The organism is Paraflavitalea pollutisoli (assembly GCF_029360705.1).
GTDB classification, from domain to species: Bacteria; Bacteroidota; Bacteroidia; order Chitinophagales; family Chitinophagaceae; genus Paraflavitalea; species Paraflavitalea pollutisoli.
The window spans coordinates 3,146,366-3,165,968 of record NZ_JARKMX010000008.1 but is presented as its reverse complement, the minus strand read 5'-3'; the positions used below and the strand labels follow the sequence as shown (position 1 = coordinate 3,165,968).

The window sequence follows — 19,603 nt, the reverse complement described above, 5'->3', positions numbered from 1 at the left end:
TTATTTTTGTTGCCATGATAATTGATCCTGCCTCGGGACTATTAACCATCTGGCAACAGATACAACCCTTTGATACCTGGCTCATTACGCACATAAACCAGGATTGGAGCAGCTCGACGCTGGACGCTGTTTTACCTTTTATGAGGGAAACATTGTTCTGGATTCCGCTATACTTGTTCCTTATTTTATATACGATCATGAATTTTGGCATGCGGGGAGTATGGTGGGTGCTGGGCGTGGTCCTTACCGCTGCACTGGCAGATATCATCAGTAGCCAGATCATCAAACAGATCGTTATGCGCGACCGTCCCTGCCAGGATCCGGCGGTGGCGCCGTTGCTGCGCTTTTTTATCAATTACTGTCCCAGGAGCTCCAGTTTTACCTCTTCACATGCCTGTAGCCATTTTGCGCAGGCCATGTTTTTTTACCTGACCCTGCGGAGTGTTTGGGGGCGTTGGGCAGCCCTCTTTTTCGGCTGGGCTTTTGTGATCGCCTACACGCAGGTATATGTGGGGGTTCATTATCCAGTCGACGTAATCTGTGGCTCCCTGATAGGCTGTGGAATTGGATTGTTCACCGGCAAATTATTTAATAACAAGATCGGAATACTTAGATTAGCTTCGACAAATCAACAGCCCACATGACTGAGATTTTTATAATACTTGGACTTATACTTCTGAACGGATTATTCTCAATGGCCGAAATTGCGCTGGTATCCTCCCGGAGGGCCAGGCTGGAAGCGCAGGCCAACAAAGGCGATAAGCGGGCTAAAGAGGCTTTGAAGCTGGCCAATCATCCCGACCACTTCCTGTCTACTGTGCAGATCGGTATCACGCTGATCGGTATTTTGACAGGTGTGTATTCGGGCGAGCAGTTGAAGACGGACCTGGTGGAATATTTCAATGGGTTCGACTCGCTCCGGCAATACAGCAGTGGCCTGGCAACTACGGTACTGGTTATCCTGATCACCTATTTTTCGTTGGTATTGGGTGAACTGGTACCTAAACGCATTGGTCTCTCCAAACCTGAGGCTATTGCGAAAGCAGTAGCTGGCCCCATGCGAATCGTCAGCATCATCACGTATCCTTTTATCTGGTTGCTGACCAAATCGACCCAGCTTATCGTAAGCCTGTTGCGCATCAAAGCAAAAGACAACCAGGTAACGGAAGAAGAAATCAAGGCCATCATCAGCGAAGGAACCGAACAGGGTACGATCGAAGAGGCAGAGCAGGAGATCATCGAGCGGGTATTTCACCTGGGCGACCGCAACATCACCTCGCTGATGACACACCGCAGCGATATTATCTGGTTCGATGTCAACGACAACGAGCAATCCATAAAAGATAAGATCGTGCTGGAGCCCCACTCGGTATACCCAATCTGCGAGGACGACCTGGATAATATTAAAGGCATGATATCCCTCAAGGATATGTATGTCACCAATGACCTCACCTTATTTAAACAGATCATGAAGCCGGCACTTTTCGTACCGGAAAATGTCACGGCCTATAATGTACTGGAGAAATTCAAAGCTACCCGCAACCATGCCTGTTTCATTGTGGATGAATATGGTAGCGTGCAGGGCATGATCACGCTCAATGATATCCTCGAGGCCATCGTAGGTGGTATGCCGGAGATCAATGACCAGGATTATGAGATCGTGGAAAGACAGGACGGCTCTTACCTCATCGACGCACAGATCCCCTTTTACGACTTCCTCGCGCGGTTTGGTAAAACGGAATACATGCACGAAGGCGAGCAGGAATTCGATACGCTCGCAGGCTTTATTCTACACAAACTGGAGCGCATACCACATACGGGCGATACCCTGGATTGGAAAGGCTTCCGGGTGGAGATCGTCGATATGGATGCACAACGTATCGATAAGGTGCTGATCAATATATCCGATGCCATCAAGGAGGAAATGGAAGAAGATTAAGGATAATACCCCGCCGGGTACACGATATAACGGGTAATGTCACGCAAGGGCATTACCCGTTTTCTTTTGATATATCGCAAGCAGTGATCGCTTTGATGATTGTCAAAAGGCAGAGTGACCTGAAATTCAATACAGTGGCCGCTTAGCGCGGTTTTGTGGCTGGTAATGTTCCGGCTGCTCCCGTATAAATACGGTTTTAACATTTCGATCACTTCTACGCTTGACCGGCGATCAAAATGGCACCATCTTTGACTCATCCGATCCGTTACATCAATCAACGTCTAAACTTATGAAAAACGCGATCAAATTCCTGCTGATACTGTTGGTGCCCATCGTAACAGCCACCTCCTGTAAAAAAGATTCTGGTACTCCCATCGAAGAGACACCAGAGAAACCGGCCACCGGTAACCCCGGTACCAAGCCTCCGCCGGTAGAGAACAAGTATAACAATGTGGTAGAGACGAAATTGCCCAATCAGAAGGCATTATCGGAGAACGTAAACAAAAACATAGGAGGCTTTCACGCTGCTCTGCCTTACTTGTATGACAGTACCACTAAGCGTTATCCCTTACTGGTATTCGTACATGGCATAGGCGAATTGGGCAATGGTACAACTGACCTCGCCAATGCGGGCAATGTGGGCCCTGCCGGCATGATCAAACACAAAGTGTGGCCGCCCAATTTCAAGGTCAACAACCAGAATTTCTCTTTTATTGTGATCACACCGCAGATCAAGAAGTGGGACTATAGCACCACGGCCAATGATATCAATGACATGATCTCCTATGCCATCAAAAAATACCGGGTCGATACTACCCGTATGTATGTGAGTGGGATGAGCATGGGCGGTGGTTATACCTGGGATTATGGTGGTAAATATGGTGCCCGTATTGCGGCGATCGTACCTATTTGTGGTGCCTCGGGACCGAATGATGCAAAGGCCAAGGTGATGGCCAGCACAGGCCTGGCAGTATGGGCCTTTCACCGCTCCGACGATGGCACGGTGCCCGCCAGCAATTCAACCGGCTATGTCAATAAGATCAATGCGCTCAATCCTCCGATCAAGGCTAAGCTGACGCTTTGGGCTACCGGCGGTCATGATGCCTGGAGCCAGGCGTTGAATGTGAATACAAAAGAGAATAATATGAATATGTACGAGTGGATGTTGCAGTATAAACGAGGTAAGTAGTCTCCCTAACCATTTAATCAATACGAGAATTAATCATAACCTATTGGCAAACGCCCGGTGCAGCGCAAAGATAGCTGGTCAAGGCTCTGATTAGAATCGCTAAGCGCTGCACCATTTTTTTTTAGAACTCCAGGCGGGCTTCTTTATCCGGATAATTCAGCCGGGTGCTTTTCCGCACACCACCCACCGTAACGTGCATCAGGTTGAGTTGCTTGTCGTATAACTCGTATAGTATGCTATTCGTAATCTCTACTTTCTTCGGTACCAGGGGTGCCGGCGCCTGAAAATAGCTCCAGATAACATCATTGTCACGCTCAAAGCCTACAAATTCCAGGCTCACTTCCTTCCCATCCAGTTTTACCACAAACCGCTTGCGGACGTATTCAGCGATCTGCTTGTCGGTTTCAGCCTTATCCTTGGGGTTGATCAGGTCTACATTCTTTTTATACAAGGCCGTCAAGGTCTTCTCGAAATCGTCGGTAAAGATCTTACAGCCTATTTCCAGGTTTTTGTCGGTGGCATTGTGATTGACTTCCGTTACACTTACATAGAGGGGGTGAACGACCGCCGGGGTAGGGGAGGCATGGGTAGGCTCACTGGCACTCGGTAGCAGGTTGGTACACAACAATAACCACTTATAGAGAGGTATCACCATTAACATCTTAAATTTTTCTGTTACAAATCTCTTAATTATTTTGGTACCCTTTTGGTACCATGCAAGATTTTACATTTTATTTTCAACTGGGCGTAGAGCACATCCTTACCCTGGAAGCCATGGATCACATCCTGTTTGTGATGGCACTGTGCCTGCGCTACCTGTGGCAGGACTGGAAAAAAGTAGTGATCCTGGTTACGGCATTCACCATCGGGCATTCTATTACCCTGGCGCTGAGTGCCCTGAACTACGTTAACTTTTCTACCGACTGGATCGAATTCCTGATTCCGCTGACGATTGCGGCTACCTGTATCAATAATATTACGCAGCCGGCAGCACCGCAGCAGCAAAAGTTGCCCCTGATCTACTTTTTCGCCCTGTTCTTTGGATTGATCCATGGATTGGCTTTCGCCGGTCAATTCCTGAGTCTCGAGGGCAAAGAAGGGTTGGTGTCGCACCTGCTGGCCTTCAATCTCGGTATCGAGTTGGCACAGTTGCTGGTGGTCGTGCTGATCCTGTTCCTGTCGTGGATCGTGGTGCAGCTGTTGAAACTATCGAGAACCGGATGGTTACGGTTTGCTTCGGCCATTATCCTGGTATTCTCCCTGATTTGGGCATTTCAACGATTTCCTACTAATAAAAACACACATGATGAGAAAGTCTCTGTTCGTGGCAACGGCAGTCGCGGGACTGTTTAGTGTGGCGTATGGTCAAAACATACAAAACAACCCCGGCTCCAACCACGGTAACAAATTTGAACAACTGGGCATTATGCTTCCCACGCCCAATGAGTACCGCACAGCCAGTGGCGCACCAGGCCCTAAGTACTGGCAGCAGCGTGCTGATTACGACATCAAGTGCGAATTGGATGAAGCCAACCTCAAGCTGACGGGCAGTGAGAAGATCACTTATTTCAACAATTCGCCCAATACGCTGACCTACCTCTGGTTGCAACTGGACGAGAACGAGCACAGCACCGTCAACAATGCCAACTACCAGAACAGCCGTACCATGTCGTCTCAATTGAACGTGGCAGCTATCGAACAACTCGAAGCTGATCGTGCCGACAACGGCTATGGTATCAACATCGTGAAGATGACCGATGCCCTCGGCAAGCAACTGAAACACACGGTTAATAAGACGATGATGCGGGTTGAACTGCCCACCGCGCTGAAGCCCGGCCAGCAGTTTATCTTCACCATCGACTGGAATTATAAGATCTCCGATCGCATGAAGTTTGGCGGTCGCGGCGGTTACGAATTCTTCCCCGAAGATGGCAACCATCTGTTCACGATGGCTCAGTGGTATCCCCGCCTTTGCGTATACAGTGACGCTGTGGGTTGGCAAAATCACCAGTTCACAGGCCGTGGCGAGTTTGCCCTCACGTTCGGCAACTTCAAAGTACAGATGACCGTACCTGCCGACCACGTGGTAGGTGGTACCGGTGAATGTACCAACTATGCCCAGTTGCTGACACCTGCTCAATTGGGTCGCTGGACAAAAGCGCAGGCTTCCAAAGAACCGGTGGAAGTAGTAACCCTCGAAGAAGCTAAAAAGGCAGAAGGACAAAAGAGCAGTGCCAAGAAGACCTGGATTTTCAAAGCCAATGATGTTCGTGACTTCGCCTGGACCTCTTCCCGCAAATTCGTTTGGGATGCCATGCCTGCTTTTGTAGAAGGCAAGAAGGTGATGTGTATGAGCTTCTATGGTAAGGAAGCTTACGGTCTGTACCGGAAGTTCTCTACCAAGGCCGTGGCACATACCATTAAGAGCTACTCCAAGTTCACCATTCCCTATCCTTACCCCGTTGCGCAGAGTGTAGAAGCTGCCAATGGCATGGAATATCCCATGATCTGCTTCAACTATGGCCGTACCGAAAAGGATGGCAGCTATACAGAAGCCAGCAAATATGGTATGCTCGGTGTGATCATTCACGAAGTAGGTCACAACTTCTTCCCGATGATCATCAACAGCGATGAGCGTCAGTGGAGCTGGATGGATGAGGGCCTGAACTCCTTCGTCGAGTACCTGACCGAAGAGCTGTATGACGAGAAATTCCCTGTACGTGGTAAAGGACCAGCCTGGGCGATCGTAGACTATATGCGTTTGCCTAAGAACCAACTGGAGCCTATCATGTCCAACTCTGAAAACATCATCGGTTTTGGTCCGAATGCGTATACCAAACCCGCAACCGGTTTGAACATGCTGCGCGAAACCATCATGGGCCGCGATCTGTTCGACTACGCTTTCAAAGAATATGCACGCCGCTGGGCATTCAAACATCCCGAGCCTGCTGATCTCTTTCGTACGCTGGAAGATGCTTCCGGTGAAGACCTCGACTGGTTCTGGAGAGGTTGGTTCTTCGGTACCGATGCCTGCGATATCGCCCTGGATACGGTAAAATATTTCAAAGCAGATCTTTCTTACAATCCTCCTGCACAAAAAGAAGGAGCTACTGCCAACCGCAAGCTGGACAAGCCGATGGTATCTGCTTACGAAACAGATATCTCCAAACAACGCAACCTGGCAGATAAGAACATCCAATACCTGACCAACCAGGATACTGCCCTGCGTGATTTCTACTGGCGTTATGCCCGCGGTCTGGAGGCTTATGACTCTACGACCTACACGGTGCCTGTGAATTCGTTCATCGAAGGTGCTGATGAAGCCGGTAAGCAAAAAGCGGCCAGCAAACATTTCTATGAAGTAACACTGAGCAACAAGGGTGGTCTGGTAATGCCGATCATCATCGAGTGGACTTATAAAGATGGCAGCAAAGAGATCGACCGCATCCCTGCACAGATCTGGCGCCTCAACGAGCAGAAAGTGGTGAAGACCTTTATGAAAGACAAAGAGGTAGAATCCATCAAGCTCGACCCATTGCGTGAAACGGCCGACATCAACGAAGGCAACAATACCTGGGGTACTATTGCGGCACCGTCGAAATTTACGGTGTTCAAGTCAAAACAAGGTACCACGCGTGGACAGTCTACCGGCATCAATCCGATGCAGAAGGCTGAAGAGAAGAAGAAAGGGTTCTAATCAACGATTGAATGATTTTTTCAAGAGGCTGTCTCCCAGGAGCAGCCTCTTTTTTTATTCAGTTGGTTGGTGGCCGCAGGTGCTCCTAGTTTCATACGGCCAACCTGCCTAGCTGGCATGATCCCAAAGCCCTTCTTGCCACTCGTCCACTTTGGCGCATAAAAAAAGCCGGGTCTGGACCCGGCTGAGAAAATGCTTTTATGTTGTTTAGTGGCAGGCTTTGGCCAGTAATCCGACCAGGGCAACGACCACAGGTACCCAAAAGAAAAGGAAAGTTTTGTTCATGGCGTGGGTTTTATTAGTAGTTAATGGTGATGTAAAGATACGACAACAGCGACAGTTCCGGGTACCGTTGGTCAAGGATACCACTAAAAGGGTATTAACCTTCCGGTCCGTCGGCTGGTGGCTGGTTATCAACCTTTTTCTTTCGGCCGCTCTCCTTCAGCGCTTGATCGATGATCCATTCCAGCTGACCATTCACACTTCTAAACTCATCCGCGGCCCATTTCTCCAGGGTCTTGAACGTTTCTTCGTCGATCCGCAGTACAAAGTTTTTCTTACTACTACTCACTACAAGTGGATTTAATGCATTCAACCATCATTTTCTATTGACCTTTACCGGTTTCATCTGCTCGAGCGCATGTTGCAGGGCGGTTAATTTCTGCGTGCCAATATAGACCCTTTTCCCGTTTACCAGCTCAAACTGCACGCCCTTGTTACCATCGATATTATGCACTTTTCCAAATTCGCGATTGGTATGATAGCCGTACTTCAGGTTAGGGTAACGACGTACGGTGACCGCGTCGATCTCCTGCCAGTTGAGCATTGTATACTTACTGAAATAAGGTCTCCAACGGTAAAACAGCCCTTCATCGGTTACGACCGTTTCCAGTTTGGTAACCCAAAAGATGACGAAATTGATGCCCGGTACTACAATACCAATTGCCATGATGCCCATCGATTGCAGGGCAGACACTTTAGGATCGCGCCAGGCAAAGACACTAGTCAGCACCAGTGGCAACAAGGTACCCGAGATCAGTAAGGCCCAAAGCCAAAGCTGCCGAAACTGCTGGGCTTCCTGGAATAGTATTTTGCCGGTGGGTTTAGCAACTTTCATGGCCGCCATTTTATTGATACAGTGTACCGGTGTTCAGGATGGGTTGGGCTCCTTTTTCGCCACACAACACTACCATTAGGTTGCTTACCATAGCTGCTTTCTTTTCTTCATCGAGCGTTACGATCTGCTTGCGCGATAATTGCTCCAGGGCCATCTCTACCATGCCTACTGCACCTTCCACGATCTTGGTACGGGCGGCTACGATGGCAGTGGCTTGCTGGCGCTGCAACATCGCCCCGGCGATCTCTGCCGCATAGGCCAGGTGACTGATACGTGCTTCGCGTACGAGGATGCCCGCAGGAGCCAGCCGATTGTTGAGCTCCTGTTCGAGCATTTCATTTACCTTGTCGCCACCATCGCGCAGGGTAATGGCGGCATGCTCATCTTCCATATGATCGTAGGCGTAAGTGGTGGCGAGGTGACGTATGGCCGCTTCGCTTTGGATCTTCACATAGTGGTCGTAGTCTTCGACTTCAAAAGCTGCTTTATACGTATCGTCTACCTGCCACACGATCACAGCGGCGATCTCGATGGGGTTGCCCATCTTGTCGTTTACTTTCAGCTTGCTGCTTTCGAGGTTTTCCGCCCGCAGCGATATCTTTTGCTTCTTATACAAGGGGTTTACAAACAACAACCCGTTTTCCTTAACGGTACCTACATATTTACCAAAGAAGGTCAACACCCGGGAGTGGTTGGGGCTGATCACGATGATACCTCCCGAAAGGTACAGGCTGGCAATGAAGGCCAGTACGCCCAGTAACCCAAAACTGCTGGTGTTTTTCACGTTCGCAAAAAAGTAAATGGAGGCTAGAAAGAGGAGTACGGACAACAACAAGGCCAGGAAGCCCGACATGGGTTTAATGATCTTTTGCATAAGCGGTGGAGTTTATTATGATATCAATATGATATCAAATATACATCAGCCTTCCGATAAACCAAGGTCAATAGGATGAGCGGTAACGGGTAGAGGCTGCCGGATAAAAGCGAAAGAGGAGGCAACAAAAAAGCCGGCGAGTGCCGGCTTTATAATATAGTTATCTGAAAGTCAGTAGTTTAATTGCCTGTGCTGCCATCCCGGACCTTGATCTTCTTTTTCCCGGCATTCTTTCTTTCGAAGTCCTGCACTTCCTTGGGCTTCTCAATTTCCTTTTTAGCCGTGGCAGGCGCCTGCCTTTTTTCCTTTTGTAGTTCACCCAACACGTAATTCTCGGTCTTTGCGACGGCTCCGGTTTCCGGGTCATAATATTTCCAGAGGCCATGGCGGAGGGAAGCACCCTCGTTTTTCACGATCACCGTGCGGTAAGTATCGAATTTGTCGGGGTCTTCGATCTGCAGGGTATCGTACAACTTATCGGGGTTAACGGCTTTCCAGCGCTGTTCCAGCCGGATCTCTCCGTGTTTGCTGTAGTACTTGCACACGCTGTCTTTCAAGCCCCATTTGTAGAATTCTACGCCCACCAGGTCGCCCTGGAGACTGAAAAGACGCCATTCGCCGTCTTTACGGTTGTGTACATACCAGCCTTCTTCTTCATACCCAGGTTCGCCCCGTGCGGATTCGTTGCGCACCACCCAGGGGCCCTGCTTCCGGTTGATGATGTCGATCCGGTTCAGGGTATCGCCCTGCGCGTTGAGTTTGTAATCCTTCCACGGGAATTGTTGCGAGAAAGCCTCCCCCGATATCAACAACATAATGATAACCAACCAGCGCATGATGAATATTTTAACAAATATGAATGCAGTAAAGTGCGACAATAATAACGCCAAAGTTCTGCCATTCATTGTAAACAAAACGATAAAGCTGGCGTCGGTTGCCACGGCATGCAGGAACGCGCCCAATGCTCATAACCCATTGAACTACTGGACAAAAGGCTGATTGTTGTTATTCGGTTAAACAGGCGTTTTTTTGAATAATGTTCAGGATCGCCGTATAATCATTGAACATCGATCAGGAAATCTGCCCTTATGATGACGAATTTGCAAACCACCTGGGATGGCTCTTTCGATTCATTTATTTCGGAAATTTGCGGCCCATGAGCCACAATACACGTATCTATTTCGACAATGCGGCGACAACCGCCCTCGACCCCCAGGTGCTGGAAGTAATGATGCCCTACCTGACCGAAAAGTTTGGTAACCCATCTTCCATTTATTCTTATGGACGCGAGACCCGCCTGGCGATCGAGACGGCCCGCAAGTCGGTGGCTAAAATACTCAATGCACATCCTGCAGAGATCTTCTTTACTTCCGGCGGTACCGAAAGTTCCAACACGGCCATCAATGCCGCTGTACATGACCTGGGCTGCCGGCATATCATCACCTCGGCTATTGAACACCATGCTACCCTGCATACGGTGGAGAACCTTTTTCACCGTGGTGAAGTAGCGCTGAGCTATGTAAAACTGCTGCCCGATGGCCACATCGATCTCGAAGACCTCGAGCAACTGATCGCCAGCACGGAAGACAAAACGCTCGTCACCCTGATGCACGCCAACAACGAGATCGGAACGATCCTCAACATACATGCTGTAGGAGAGATCTGTAAGAAGTATGGCGCCATCTTCCATTCAGATACGGTTCAAACGGTGGGTCACTTTCCCTTCGACCTGCGCAATACCCCCGTACACTTCATCAATGGTGCCGGGCATAAGTTTCATGGCCCCAAGGGCGTGGGTATTCTCTACGTGAACGAGAACGTAAAGATCAAGCCCCATATCCATGGCGGTTCACAGGAGCGCAATATGCGCGCCGGTACCGAAAACCTGTATGGGATCGTTGGCTTTGCCAAAGCCCTCGAACTGGCTACTGCCAACTACGAACAGGATAGTGCCTACATCAAAGGCCTGAAGGTGTACATGATGGAGCAGCTGAAAAAGCAGATCCAGGGTGTTGGCTTCAACGGCGATCCGCTTGGCAAAAGCCTCTATACCGTACTCAGCGTTTCATTCCCGAAAACCGAAAAGTCGGAGATGATGCTTTTCAACCTCGACATCAACAATATCTGCGCCAGCGGCGGCAGTGCCTGCACCAGTGGTGCCGACCAGGGCTCGCACGTGATCCGCGCTATCAACAACAATCCCAATCAGATCACCGTTCGCTTCTCCTTCAGCAAGCACAACACCAAAGAAGAGATCGACCAGGTGATTAGCAAGTTGAAAGAGATTATGTAAGTATGTAAAGTGATCGCCTAAAATCACTTAACTTCCTTCCTTAAATAAGATCGAATGAAACAGGTGTCCCTGAGATGCTTGATAGGCTGCTGTCTGCTCATTCTGCTGGCAACTGCCTGCAAGCTCATGCCCAAGGAAGCAGATAAGAAGCCCGCAGATTATAAGGAAGATACGGCTGTAATCGCTGGTCCGGATTGGATCCGGCAGTCGAACATCTACGAAGTCAACATACGTCAGTATACACCCGAAGGTACTTTCCAGGCTTTTGCTGCTTCCTTACCCCGCCTAAAACAGATGGGGGTGGACATTCTCTGGTTCATGCCGGTTACGCCCATCAGCAAAACCGATCGCAAAGGCACACTGGGTAGTTATTATGCCGTGGCCGATTACAAGGCCATCAACCCCGAGTTTGGTACCCTGGCCGACTTCAAACAACTGGTGCAGCAGGCACACGACAACGGCTTCAAGGTCATTGTAGATTGGGTAGCCAACCATACGGGTGCCGATCATCCCTGGCTCACTGCTCATCCTGATTTTTACAACCGCGATAGTACCGGCAAAGCCAAATATGCTTTCGACTGGAGTGATACCCGCGACCTCAACTACGATAACCACGCAATGCGTGACAGCATGATCGCATCGATGAAATTCTGGCTCGATGAAATGGGTATCGATGGTTTCCGCTGTGATGTGGCAGGAGAGGTGCCCACCGATTTTTGGAAAGATTGTATCCGTTCACTGCGCAAAGACAAAAAAGTATTTATGCTGGCCGAAGCCGAGAAGCCGGAAATGTACGGGGCAGGCTTCGACGCTATGTATGACTGGGATATGTTTCACCGTATGAACGACGTGGCTGCGGGTACCCGTAATGCCCTCTCGCTCGATTCTGTATCGATGCGGAAGGACAGTAGTTTCCCTGCCAATGCCGCTCGCTTGTATTTTACCAGCAACCACGATGAAAACAGCTGGAACAAGGCCGATTACGGTACATTGCCAGGGCCCAAACATGCACCCTTCGCGGTACTTACGCAAACGATGAAAGCTTCGCTACCCTTGATCTACAGTGGTCAGGAAGAGCCCGTATTACGGGCCATTCCTTTTTTCGAGAAAGACAATATGGGGTTTGCCCAATATGCCCGCGCACCCATGTACAAAACCCTGCTGCAATTGCGCCATCGCAATGCTGCCCTGGCAACCGACGCCGGGTTCCGCAAAGTATCTGTGGGAGATGACAAAGCATTGTATGCTTATGTACGGGAGAAAGGGACAGATAAAGTACTGGTGATCCTGAACCTGAGTAATAAAGAACAGGTCATTACCATCAAAGATGCCAGCCTGGTAGGAGAGCCAATGAATCTTTTCCTCGGTACCAAAGAACCTTTTACGCTCAATTATTCCTTCCATATAGAACCCTGGGGATATATTGTTTGTGAGTACTAAGCAAGCCACATACCTGATCGGGGTAGACATCGGTACTACCAATACCAAGGCCATTGCTTTTGATGGTGCTGGTAATCCCCTGGCGCAAGCCAATATCACCTATTCTCCCTTGCCAACCGCAGCCGGAACGCATGAGTTGGATCCGGAAACTTTATTTGATGCTGTTGTAACGAGTATACGCGGGGTAGTGGATGCCATGACTACTGGGTCCTTGCTGGGCATCTCCTTTAGCAGTGCCATGCACAGTTTACTGGCGGTAGATAAGGCGGGCAAGCCATTGACCAACCTCATTACCTGGGCCGATCTGCGCAGCAGTGCGCAGGCTGCGGCGTTAAGAGATACGGCGGCAGGACAACATATCTACCAGCATACGGGCACCCCCATTCACCCCATGTCACCCTTATGCAAGCTGCGTTGGATGCAGGAACAGGAACCTGCTTTATTTGAACGTGCCCAAAAATTCATCGGGATCAAGGAACTTGTTTTCTTTCGTTTTTTCAACCAATACCTCATCGATTATGGGGTGGCCTCTGCCACCGGTCTTTTTGATATTTATGCGAAGACCTGGTATCCCGAAGCGCTGGCCTATGCCGGCATCGGCGTAGAGCGACTATCAACCCCTGTTAGTCCTACAGCCATCATCCGGGGAATGGATCCTGCTATGGCAAGCCAATTGGGTATCGACGCCCAAACGCCCTTGGTACCCGGCGGCAGTGATGGTTGCCTGGCACAGATCGGCAGTGGTGCTTTGCGTACTGGTGACCTGTCACTGACCATTGGCACCAGCGGTGCAGTACGGATGCTTTCGCAACAACCCCGGCACGATCCACAGGCACGGATATTCAATTATGTGCTTACCGAAGAGTGGTTTGTATCGGGTGGCCCGGTCAACAATGGGGGTGTGTTGCTCAAATGGTATGCTGCGCAGTTTTTGGAGCGCAGCTTTACACATAGCGAAGACTTCGATTGGTTCCTGCAACGGGCAGCGCAGGTGCCGGCAGGAGCGGAGGGGCTGATCTTTCTGCCTTATGTGCAGGGAGAGCGGGCACCCGTATGGGATGCGGCTGCAAAAGGCGTCTTCTTTGGTTTGCAGGCAACGCATGGGCAAGCACACGCGATGCGGGCGGTGGTGGAAGGGATCAACTTTTCGTTGTACGAGGTCGCGCAATCCATTGAAGAGACCATTGCCCCGATCGATCATGTTTATGCCAGTGGCGGTTTCACCAAAAGCACGGCCTGGTTGCAATGGCTGACCGACCTGTTTGACAAGCCGGTAACCGTTTCCTCAACGGCCGATGCTTCCGCAACAGGAGCTGCCATATTGGGTTACCAGGCGCTGGGTTTGATGGACACACTTGCCTTTGCCGGTGCGTCACCCGCAGCAGCTACGACCTATTATCCACAGGAAACAAGCCGGATCGCTTATCTGCGTAACTATGAAAAATACCGCGAACTGTACCATCGGTTGAAAGACCTTTTTCTTCCTGCTCCCTGAAAACAATAGTACCCGGTCACCAGTTTTGGTGGTGCTATGATACTGGCCTTTGACAGATCATTGCAGCTACTATGGCATCGACTATCTATAACCTTTAATACAACAGCCATGAACCAAACCCCAGGTACCCGTAGCAGGGTAGAGTCTATCGATGTATTGCGGGGCATCGTGATGATCATTATGGCCCTCGACCATGTGCGCGATTTCTTTCACATTGGGGCCTTCCAGGCCGATCCGCTCGATCCGGCTACTACGACGCCGATGTTGTATTTCACCCGCTGGATCACCCATCTTTGTGCGCCTACCTTTGTTTTTCTGGCCGGTACCTCATCATACCTCCTTGGCGGTCGTAAGACCAAGGCTGAGCTGAGTATGTTTCTGCTCAAGCGCGGTTTGTGGCTGATCCTGGCCGAGGTGCTGCTCGTTACGCTCGCACTAACCTTCAATCCTTTGTACAACCTGGTCATCTTTCAGGTCATTTGGGCTATTGGCATCACTATGGTCATTTTGGGTGTTGTGGTGCGATTGCCCTACGCGGTAATATTTGTGGTGGGACTGGCGATTGTGCTGGGGCACAACCTACTCGATCAACCCGAGGCGGCCCGTTTGGCGGCCAAACAACCCCTGGGGTTCTGGTGGGACCTGGTGCATGGATCCCGTTATGCCTTCTATCCCTGGGCACCCAATCATTTTTTATTGATCGTATATCCCTTCCTGCCCTGGACAGGCCTGATGTTGATGGGCTATTGTGCGGGCAAGTGGTTCACCGCTGGTTATCCTTCCAGGCAGCGTAAAAGAGAACTGCTGCTGACGGGTGTGGCACTTATCGCTTTGTTTGTGGTGCTACGCTTTGTCAACGTTTATGGTGATCCTGTGCCCTGGACAAAGCAGGGAAGCCTGTTAAAGAATGCCTATGCTTTTTTCAACGTCAACAAATATCCTCCCTCGCTGATGTATATGTGTATCACGATCGGGATCTCCCTGATCGCCCTGCGATGCCTGGAGGATATAAGAACGCCGGTCACGGAGTTTGCCCGGGTATTTGGCCGGGTACCCTTCTTTTACTACGTGCTGCATTTCTTTCTCATACACACGATTACGGTCATCGTTTTCTTCCTGTCGGGATTTGGGGTCAAGGACATCGTATCCAATCAAACTCCCTTCCTGTTCAGGCCGGTCAGTTTTGGATTTCCGTTATGGGCTGTCTACATTATCTGGATTGGCGTGATCCTGCTGCTGTATCCCTTGTGCAGGCGGTACAACAACTACAAAAGCAAGCATCAGCGTTGGTGGCTCAGCTACCTGTAGACCCCGGGGTCATAAGGCAGATAGCGCTTATACCACATTGATCTTCTTTTTGTAGATCACATCAGTGCCCTGCAACAGTTGCAAGAGATAGGTGCCTGGTGCCAGACCGTCTGTCTCCAACGGAAAGCTGACCATCTGCCCTGGCTGGAGGATACCCGTTTTCTGTTCATACATGGGGCGTCCCGTCAATGTTTGGAGGCGGATGCTGGTGTTGTCAAGGCGCCTGTTGGCTTGTACAAACAGCCAGTTCATTTTGTCGATAATCGTGGGATAGATCCTTATTGGCAAAATCTCATGTTTTAGCATTCACGAAAAGCAGGGGCAATAGCCATGGGTATGCCGATAAACATCAGCAGGCTGCCTTTCACAAATGGATTTGGTTTAGGAAAAAAACATGGGGTACGAAGGGGTACTTAGAACAAGGTGTTTGTGTGTTATAGGATCATTAAAACGGGTACATATTAGACATTATTGTATCGTACCCTTAGTCGACTGTTTTTCTTGATAATTGTTAAATGCCTAGATCCCGGGGTCTATTCAAGGTGACAACGTAGATGATGCAATCAGCAGGCAACCTGCAACGTGAGTAGGCCAATAGCACGATCGTCACCTGTGAAGCAGGTGACGATCGTGCTAGTTATATTTTCGAATAGCTATAAACGGTTAGCGGATCTTACTCTTGATCTCCTGCAGCTTTAGCAATGCTTCTACCGGCGTAAGACGATTGATGTCGATACCTTCCAGCGTCTTGCGGATATCGTCGAAGGTTTCGCTGTGGGCATCGAAGATCGACAGCTGAAACTTTTGGGAAGAAATGTTCTTGACAGCTTCACCAATGTTGCTGCTTTGATGCGTGCCTGCGCCATTCTCTTCTACATGCTTTTCTTCCAGTTGGTGCAGGATCTCGTTGGCACGCTGCAATAGGGCAGGTGGCATACCGGCCATTTTGGCTACGTGAATACCAAAGCTGTGGGTGCTGCCACCGGGCGCCAGCTTACGCAGGAAAATGATCTTGTTTGCTACTTCTTTATTGGTGACATGGAAGTTGCGAACACGTGCCAGTTTATTTTCCAGTTCATTCAGCTCGTGGTAGTGGGTAGCGAACAAAGTCTTGGGAGCAAAGTCGGCATTGTGCAGGTATTCAGCGATACTCCAGGCGATCGAGATACCATCGTAGGTAGAGGTACCGCGACCGATCTCATCCAGCAGGATGAGGCTACGCGTCGTGAAGTTGTTGATGATGCTGGCCGTTTCATTCATCTCCACCATAAAGGTCGATTCACCACCACTCAGGTTGTCGGAAGCGCCAACACGGGTAAAGATCTTGTCGGTCAGGGGCACTTTGGCACTGTCTGCCGGCACAAAACTGCCCATATGGGTCATCAGGGTGATCAGCGCCGCCTGTCGCAGGATGGCGCTCTTACCACTCATGTTGGGGCCCGTCAGGATGATGATCTGTTGGGTAGACTGATCCAGGAAGATATCGTTGGCGATATAGGGTTCACCTGGCGGCAGATTACGTTCGATAACGGGGTGACGGCTTTCTTTAAACTCCAGCTCGTGTCCCTCATGCAGGTGTGGCTTCTTGTAATTGTTGCGCAAGGCATTGTCTGCAAAACATACCAGGCAGTCGAGAATGGCGAGGATATGTCCATTGGCCTGCATAGGGCCGATGAACTCCTGTAACTGTACCAATAGCCGGTCGTACAGTTCCATTTCGATGGCCATGATCTTGTCTTCGGCGCCCATGATCTTCTCTTCGTATTCCTTCAGCTCGGGGGTGATGTAGCGCTCGGCATTGGCCAGCGTCTGCTTCCTGATCCAGGTGGCAGGCACTTTATTCTTGTGTACATTGGTCACTTCGAGGTAGTAACCAAATACGTTGTTGAATCCGATCTTAAGGGAAGAGATGCCGGTAGCTTCTGCTTCCTTCACCTGTAGTTCTACCAGGTATTCTTTACCACCACTGGATATCTTGCGCAGCTGGTCCAGCTCTTCATGAATGCCATCGGCAATAACGCCCCCTTTGGCAGCTACTGCCGGTGGGTTTTCGCAGATGGTTTGCACGATGGCCTGGCGGATGGTGGTGCAGGTATCCAATGCGGTGGTGAGCTGACCCAGGTATTTGTCGGTGACGGAGCTGGTCAGTTCTTTGATCGCATCCACTTCCTGCAGGCCTTTGGCGATCTGCAGTACTTCCCGTGGATTGATCTTCTTGACCGGTATCTTACTCACCAGTCGCTCTACATCGCCGCATTGCTTGATGTGGTGGCTGATCTTGTTGCGCAGTTCTACTTCTTTGATGAAATACTCCACGAGATCGAGCCGCTCGGTGATCTTTGCCGGATCTTTCAACGGCAACAGTATCCATCTTTTCAGCAGACGGGCACCCATGGGCGATACGGTATTGTCCAGCACCTTGTGTAAGGTGTTGCCCGGTTCGCCACTGCCGGTACTGATCAACTCGAGGTTGCGGATCGTAAAGCGATCCATCCAGAGATAATCTTCCCGGTCGATACGTTGTATCGAGGTGATGTGCTGCAGGTTGGGGTGCTCGGTATCTTTCAGGTAATGGAGCACGGCGCCGGCAGCTACAACTGCCTGGGGCATGTCTTCCACCCCAAACCCTTTCAGTGATTTGGTATCGAAATGCTTGAGCAGACTTTCCGTGGTATAAGCCAGATCGAAGATCCAGCTTTCCATGGTGTAGGTATAAAACTTACTGCCGTAGTTCTCCTTGAAATGTTTTTGGTAGGCCCGTTGGAAGATGACCTCCGCAGGCCGCATGGTTTGCAGCAGCTTGTCGATGTATTCCTGGTTGCCTTCGGCCACGAAGAATTCACCGGTGGAAATGTCAAGGAAAGCAATGCCGGCTTTGTCGTCGGTAAAATGAATACCGGCCAGGAAATTATTGCTGTTGTGCTCCAGCAGTTTGTCGTTGGTGGCTACACCCGGCGTCACCATTTCGGTTACCCCACGTTTCACAATACCTTTTGCTTGCTTGGGATCTTCCAGTTGGTCGCAGATTGCCACCCGGTAACCGGCTTTCACCAGCTTGTGCAGGTAGGTGTCCATGGCATGGTGTGGAAAACCCGCCAGCTCGGACGCGCCTGAGGCGGCGCCATTGTTACGCTTGGTCAGCGTAATGCCCAATACCTGGGCGGCGACGATGGCGTCGCTGCCAAAGGTTTCATAGAAATCGCCTACGCGGAACAACAGGATCGCATCAGGATATCGTTGCTTGATGGCCTTATGCTGCTGCATTAACGGAGTATCTTCACCTGATTTTGCCATGGGGGGCAAATATAAACGCTTTGGTTCCCACAATGAAAAACGACCCCTCCAATGTGGAGAAGTCGTTAATTATTTGGCACTTAGCCTGATTTTGTGGCCCTTTTAGGCTGCGGACGCGCCAAAGTGCTCTCTTGTGGGGCAACCCATCTCAGGTCGCCATTTATTCCGCGCGGGAAAAGCCTGATCAGGCCATCCGGGCATTATTTCAGCGCAAATACCACACTCACTTCAAAACGCAATTTGATCTTTTTGAAGTCGACAGTAGCACCACCGTTACTGTCCAAAGCTTCCATTGTAGCGGCGTTCGATCTCATCTGCGACAGCATATAGGGTTGCACGATCATGTCGCCGGGTTCATTGATGGTGACTGCAGCGCCTACCTGCTCATCGATGGCAGCTGCGAGGTAACCCGCTTTTTCCTTGGCTGCTTTCACAGCCTGGATCTTCAGCTGCTTGCGGAACTCAAGGATCTTGCTGTGCGACGTTCTGTCGATACGGAAATTCTGGGTCGCTTCATCATCCAGCTTGTCTACCAGTTCATCCATTTTCTTGCTGCTCGAGAACTTTACCTGGTAAGTGATGGAGGCCATCATTTGTTCGGTCTTCTTTGATTTCTTACGCACCCAGGGATTGCCGTTGCTGCCATCGTAAGAAGCAATCGTGATCACCGAATCGGGTAAGCCTATGCTTTTGCAATAGCTCAGAAAATCGCTCTTGATCTTGTCGAGTGTGATCTTGGTGCCTTTCTTTTCATACTCCTTCAGATCGACCAGCACATAGATCTCATCGGGTATTACTTCCATTTCGGCACTGCCATTGACGGTAATGGTCTTCGGATACGGATTGGCAATAGTGGTTTGTGCAAATCCTTTCCCAACTAACAACATAACTACGAGCACAGTAATAATTCTTTTCATAACATCGATTTTTAGATAGATGACTGATCAAAAGCAATTA

At 50.0% G+C, this 19,603-nt stretch carries 17 protein-coding genes; 9 read left to right on the top strand and 8 right to left on the bottom strand.

Annotated elements, in window-relative coordinates; genetic code table 11:
• Positions 1–197: 197 nt before the first annotated feature.
• The 3 genes from P2W70_RS26250 to P2W70_RS26240 all read left to right on the top strand — a co-directional run bounded on the left by P2W70_RS26250 (position 198) and on the right by P2W70_RS26240 (position 3,128).
• A complete protein-coding gene (locus tag P2W70_RS26250) occupies positions 198–644 on the top strand; it encodes a phosphatase PAP2 family protein (protein ID WP_276484527.1) in 447 nt (148 codons plus the stop codon).
• Positions 641–1,939 (top strand): hemolysin family protein, encoded by a 1,299-nt coding sequence (locus tag P2W70_RS26245; RefSeq protein ID WP_276484526.1) that lies wholly within the window; start codon positions 641–643, stop codon positions 1,937–1,939. The genes P2W70_RS26250 and P2W70_RS26245 overlap by 4 nt, the downstream gene beginning before the upstream one ends.
• Before the next feature lie 289 nt (positions 1,940–2,228).
• Entirely contained in the window at positions 2,229–3,128 is a 900-nt protein-coding gene (locus P2W70_RS26240; protein WP_276484525.1) for a carboxylesterase family protein, read from the top strand.
• A gap of 121 nt (positions 3,129–3,249) precedes the next feature.
• Here P2W70_RS26240 and P2W70_RS26235 read toward each other — a convergent pair whose 3' ends face one another.
• Complete coding sequence (locus P2W70_RS26235) at positions 3,250–3,783, bottom strand: DUF6702 family protein (RefSeq protein ID WP_276484524.1); 534 nt, start codon at positions 3,781–3,783, stop codon at positions 3,250–3,252.
• A 59-nt stretch (positions 3,784–3,842) separates the two neighbouring features.
• Here P2W70_RS26235 and P2W70_RS26230 point away from each other — a divergent pair, with 59 nt between their 5' ends.
• The gene (locus tag P2W70_RS26230) at positions 3,843–4,481 is read left to right on the top strand and encodes a HupE/UreJ family protein (RefSeq protein WP_276484523.1); all 639 of its coding nucleotides are present in this window, start codon (positions 3,843–3,845) and stop codon (positions 4,479–4,481) included.
• Entirely contained in the window at positions 4,435–6,825 is a 2,391-nt protein-coding gene (locus tag P2W70_RS26225) for a M1 family metallopeptidase (protein WP_276484522.1), read from the top strand. Before P2W70_RS26230 ends, P2W70_RS26225 begins: the two co-directional genes overlap by 47 nt.
• A 379-nt stretch (positions 6,826–7,204) precedes the next feature.
• Here P2W70_RS26225 and P2W70_RS26220 read toward each other — a convergent pair whose 3' ends face one another.
• From P2W70_RS26220 to P2W70_RS26205, 4 genes are all read right to left on the bottom strand, one after another.
• Complete coding sequence (locus P2W70_RS26220; protein ID WP_276484521.1) at positions 7,205–7,396, bottom strand: type II toxin-antitoxin system antitoxin; 192 nt, start codon at positions 7,394–7,396, stop codon at positions 7,205–7,207.
• Positions 7,397–7,423: 27 nt separating this feature from the next.
• On the bottom strand, positions 7,424–7,942 hold the full coding sequence (locus P2W70_RS26215; RefSeq protein ID WP_276484520.1) for a hypothetical protein: 519 nt from the start codon (positions 7,940–7,942) through the stop codon (positions 7,424–7,426).
• 10 nt (positions 7,943–7,952) lie between these two features.
• The gene (locus P2W70_RS26210) at positions 7,953–8,816 is read right to left on the bottom strand and encodes an SPFH domain-containing protein (RefSeq protein WP_276484519.1); all 864 of its coding nucleotides are present in this window, start codon (positions 8,814–8,816) and stop codon (positions 7,953–7,955) included.
• A gap of 179 nt (positions 8,817–8,995) precedes the next feature.
• On the bottom strand, positions 8,996–9,652 hold the full coding sequence (locus P2W70_RS26205) for a toxin-antitoxin system YwqK family antitoxin (protein WP_276484518.1): 657 nt from the start codon (positions 9,650–9,652) through the stop codon (positions 8,996–8,998).
• A 320-nt stretch (positions 9,653–9,972) separates the two neighbouring features.
• On the opposite strand from P2W70_RS26205, the gene P2W70_RS26200 reads away from it, so the two are divergent.
• The 4 genes from P2W70_RS26200 to P2W70_RS26185 all read left to right on the top strand — a co-directional run bounded on the left by P2W70_RS26200 (position 9,973) and on the right by P2W70_RS26185 (position 15,352).
• A complete protein-coding gene (locus tag P2W70_RS26200; protein ID WP_276484517.1) occupies positions 9,973–11,109 on the top strand; it encodes a cysteine desulfurase family protein in 1,137 nt (378 codons plus the stop codon).
• Positions 11,110–11,235: 126 nt separating this feature from the next.
• On the top strand, positions 11,236–12,549 hold the full coding sequence (locus P2W70_RS26195; protein WP_276484516.1) for an alpha-amylase family glycosyl hydrolase: 1,314 nt from the start codon (positions 11,236–11,238) through the stop codon (positions 12,547–12,549).
• Positions 12,539–14,044, top strand: a complete 1,506-nt coding sequence (locus P2W70_RS26190) for a gluconokinase (RefSeq protein WP_276484515.1) — start codon at positions 12,539–12,541, stop codon at positions 14,042–14,044. Before P2W70_RS26195 ends, P2W70_RS26190 begins: the two co-directional genes overlap by 11 nt.
• Before the next feature lie 108 nt (positions 14,045–14,152).
• Positions 14,153–15,352, top strand: coding sequence for an acetyltransferase domain-containing protein (locus P2W70_RS26185; RefSeq protein ID WP_276484514.1), 1,200 nt, complete (start codon positions 14,153–14,155; stop codon positions 15,350–15,352).
• Positions 15,353–15,379: 27 nt separating this feature from the next.
• On the opposite strand, the gene P2W70_RS26180 is transcribed toward P2W70_RS26185, so the two are convergent.
• From P2W70_RS26180 to P2W70_RS26170, 3 genes are all read right to left on the bottom strand, one after another.
• Positions 15,380–15,640 carry a hypothetical protein gene (locus P2W70_RS26180; RefSeq protein WP_276484513.1) on the bottom strand — a complete coding sequence of 87 codons (261 nt, stop codon included), beginning with the start codon at positions 15,638–15,640 and terminating at the stop codon, positions 15,380–15,382.
• Between the two features lie 375 nt (positions 15,641–16,015).
• Entirely contained in the window at positions 16,016–18,646 is a 2,631-nt protein-coding gene (mutS, locus tag P2W70_RS26175; RefSeq protein WP_276484512.1) for a DNA mismatch repair protein MutS, read from the bottom strand.
• Between the two features lie 200 nt (positions 18,647–18,846).
• Positions 18,847–19,563 (bottom strand): SIMPL domain-containing protein, encoded by a 717-nt coding sequence (locus P2W70_RS26170; protein WP_276484511.1) that lies wholly within the window; start codon positions 19,561–19,563, stop codon positions 18,847–18,849.
• Between the last annotated feature and the right edge of the window lie 40 nt (positions 19,564–19,603).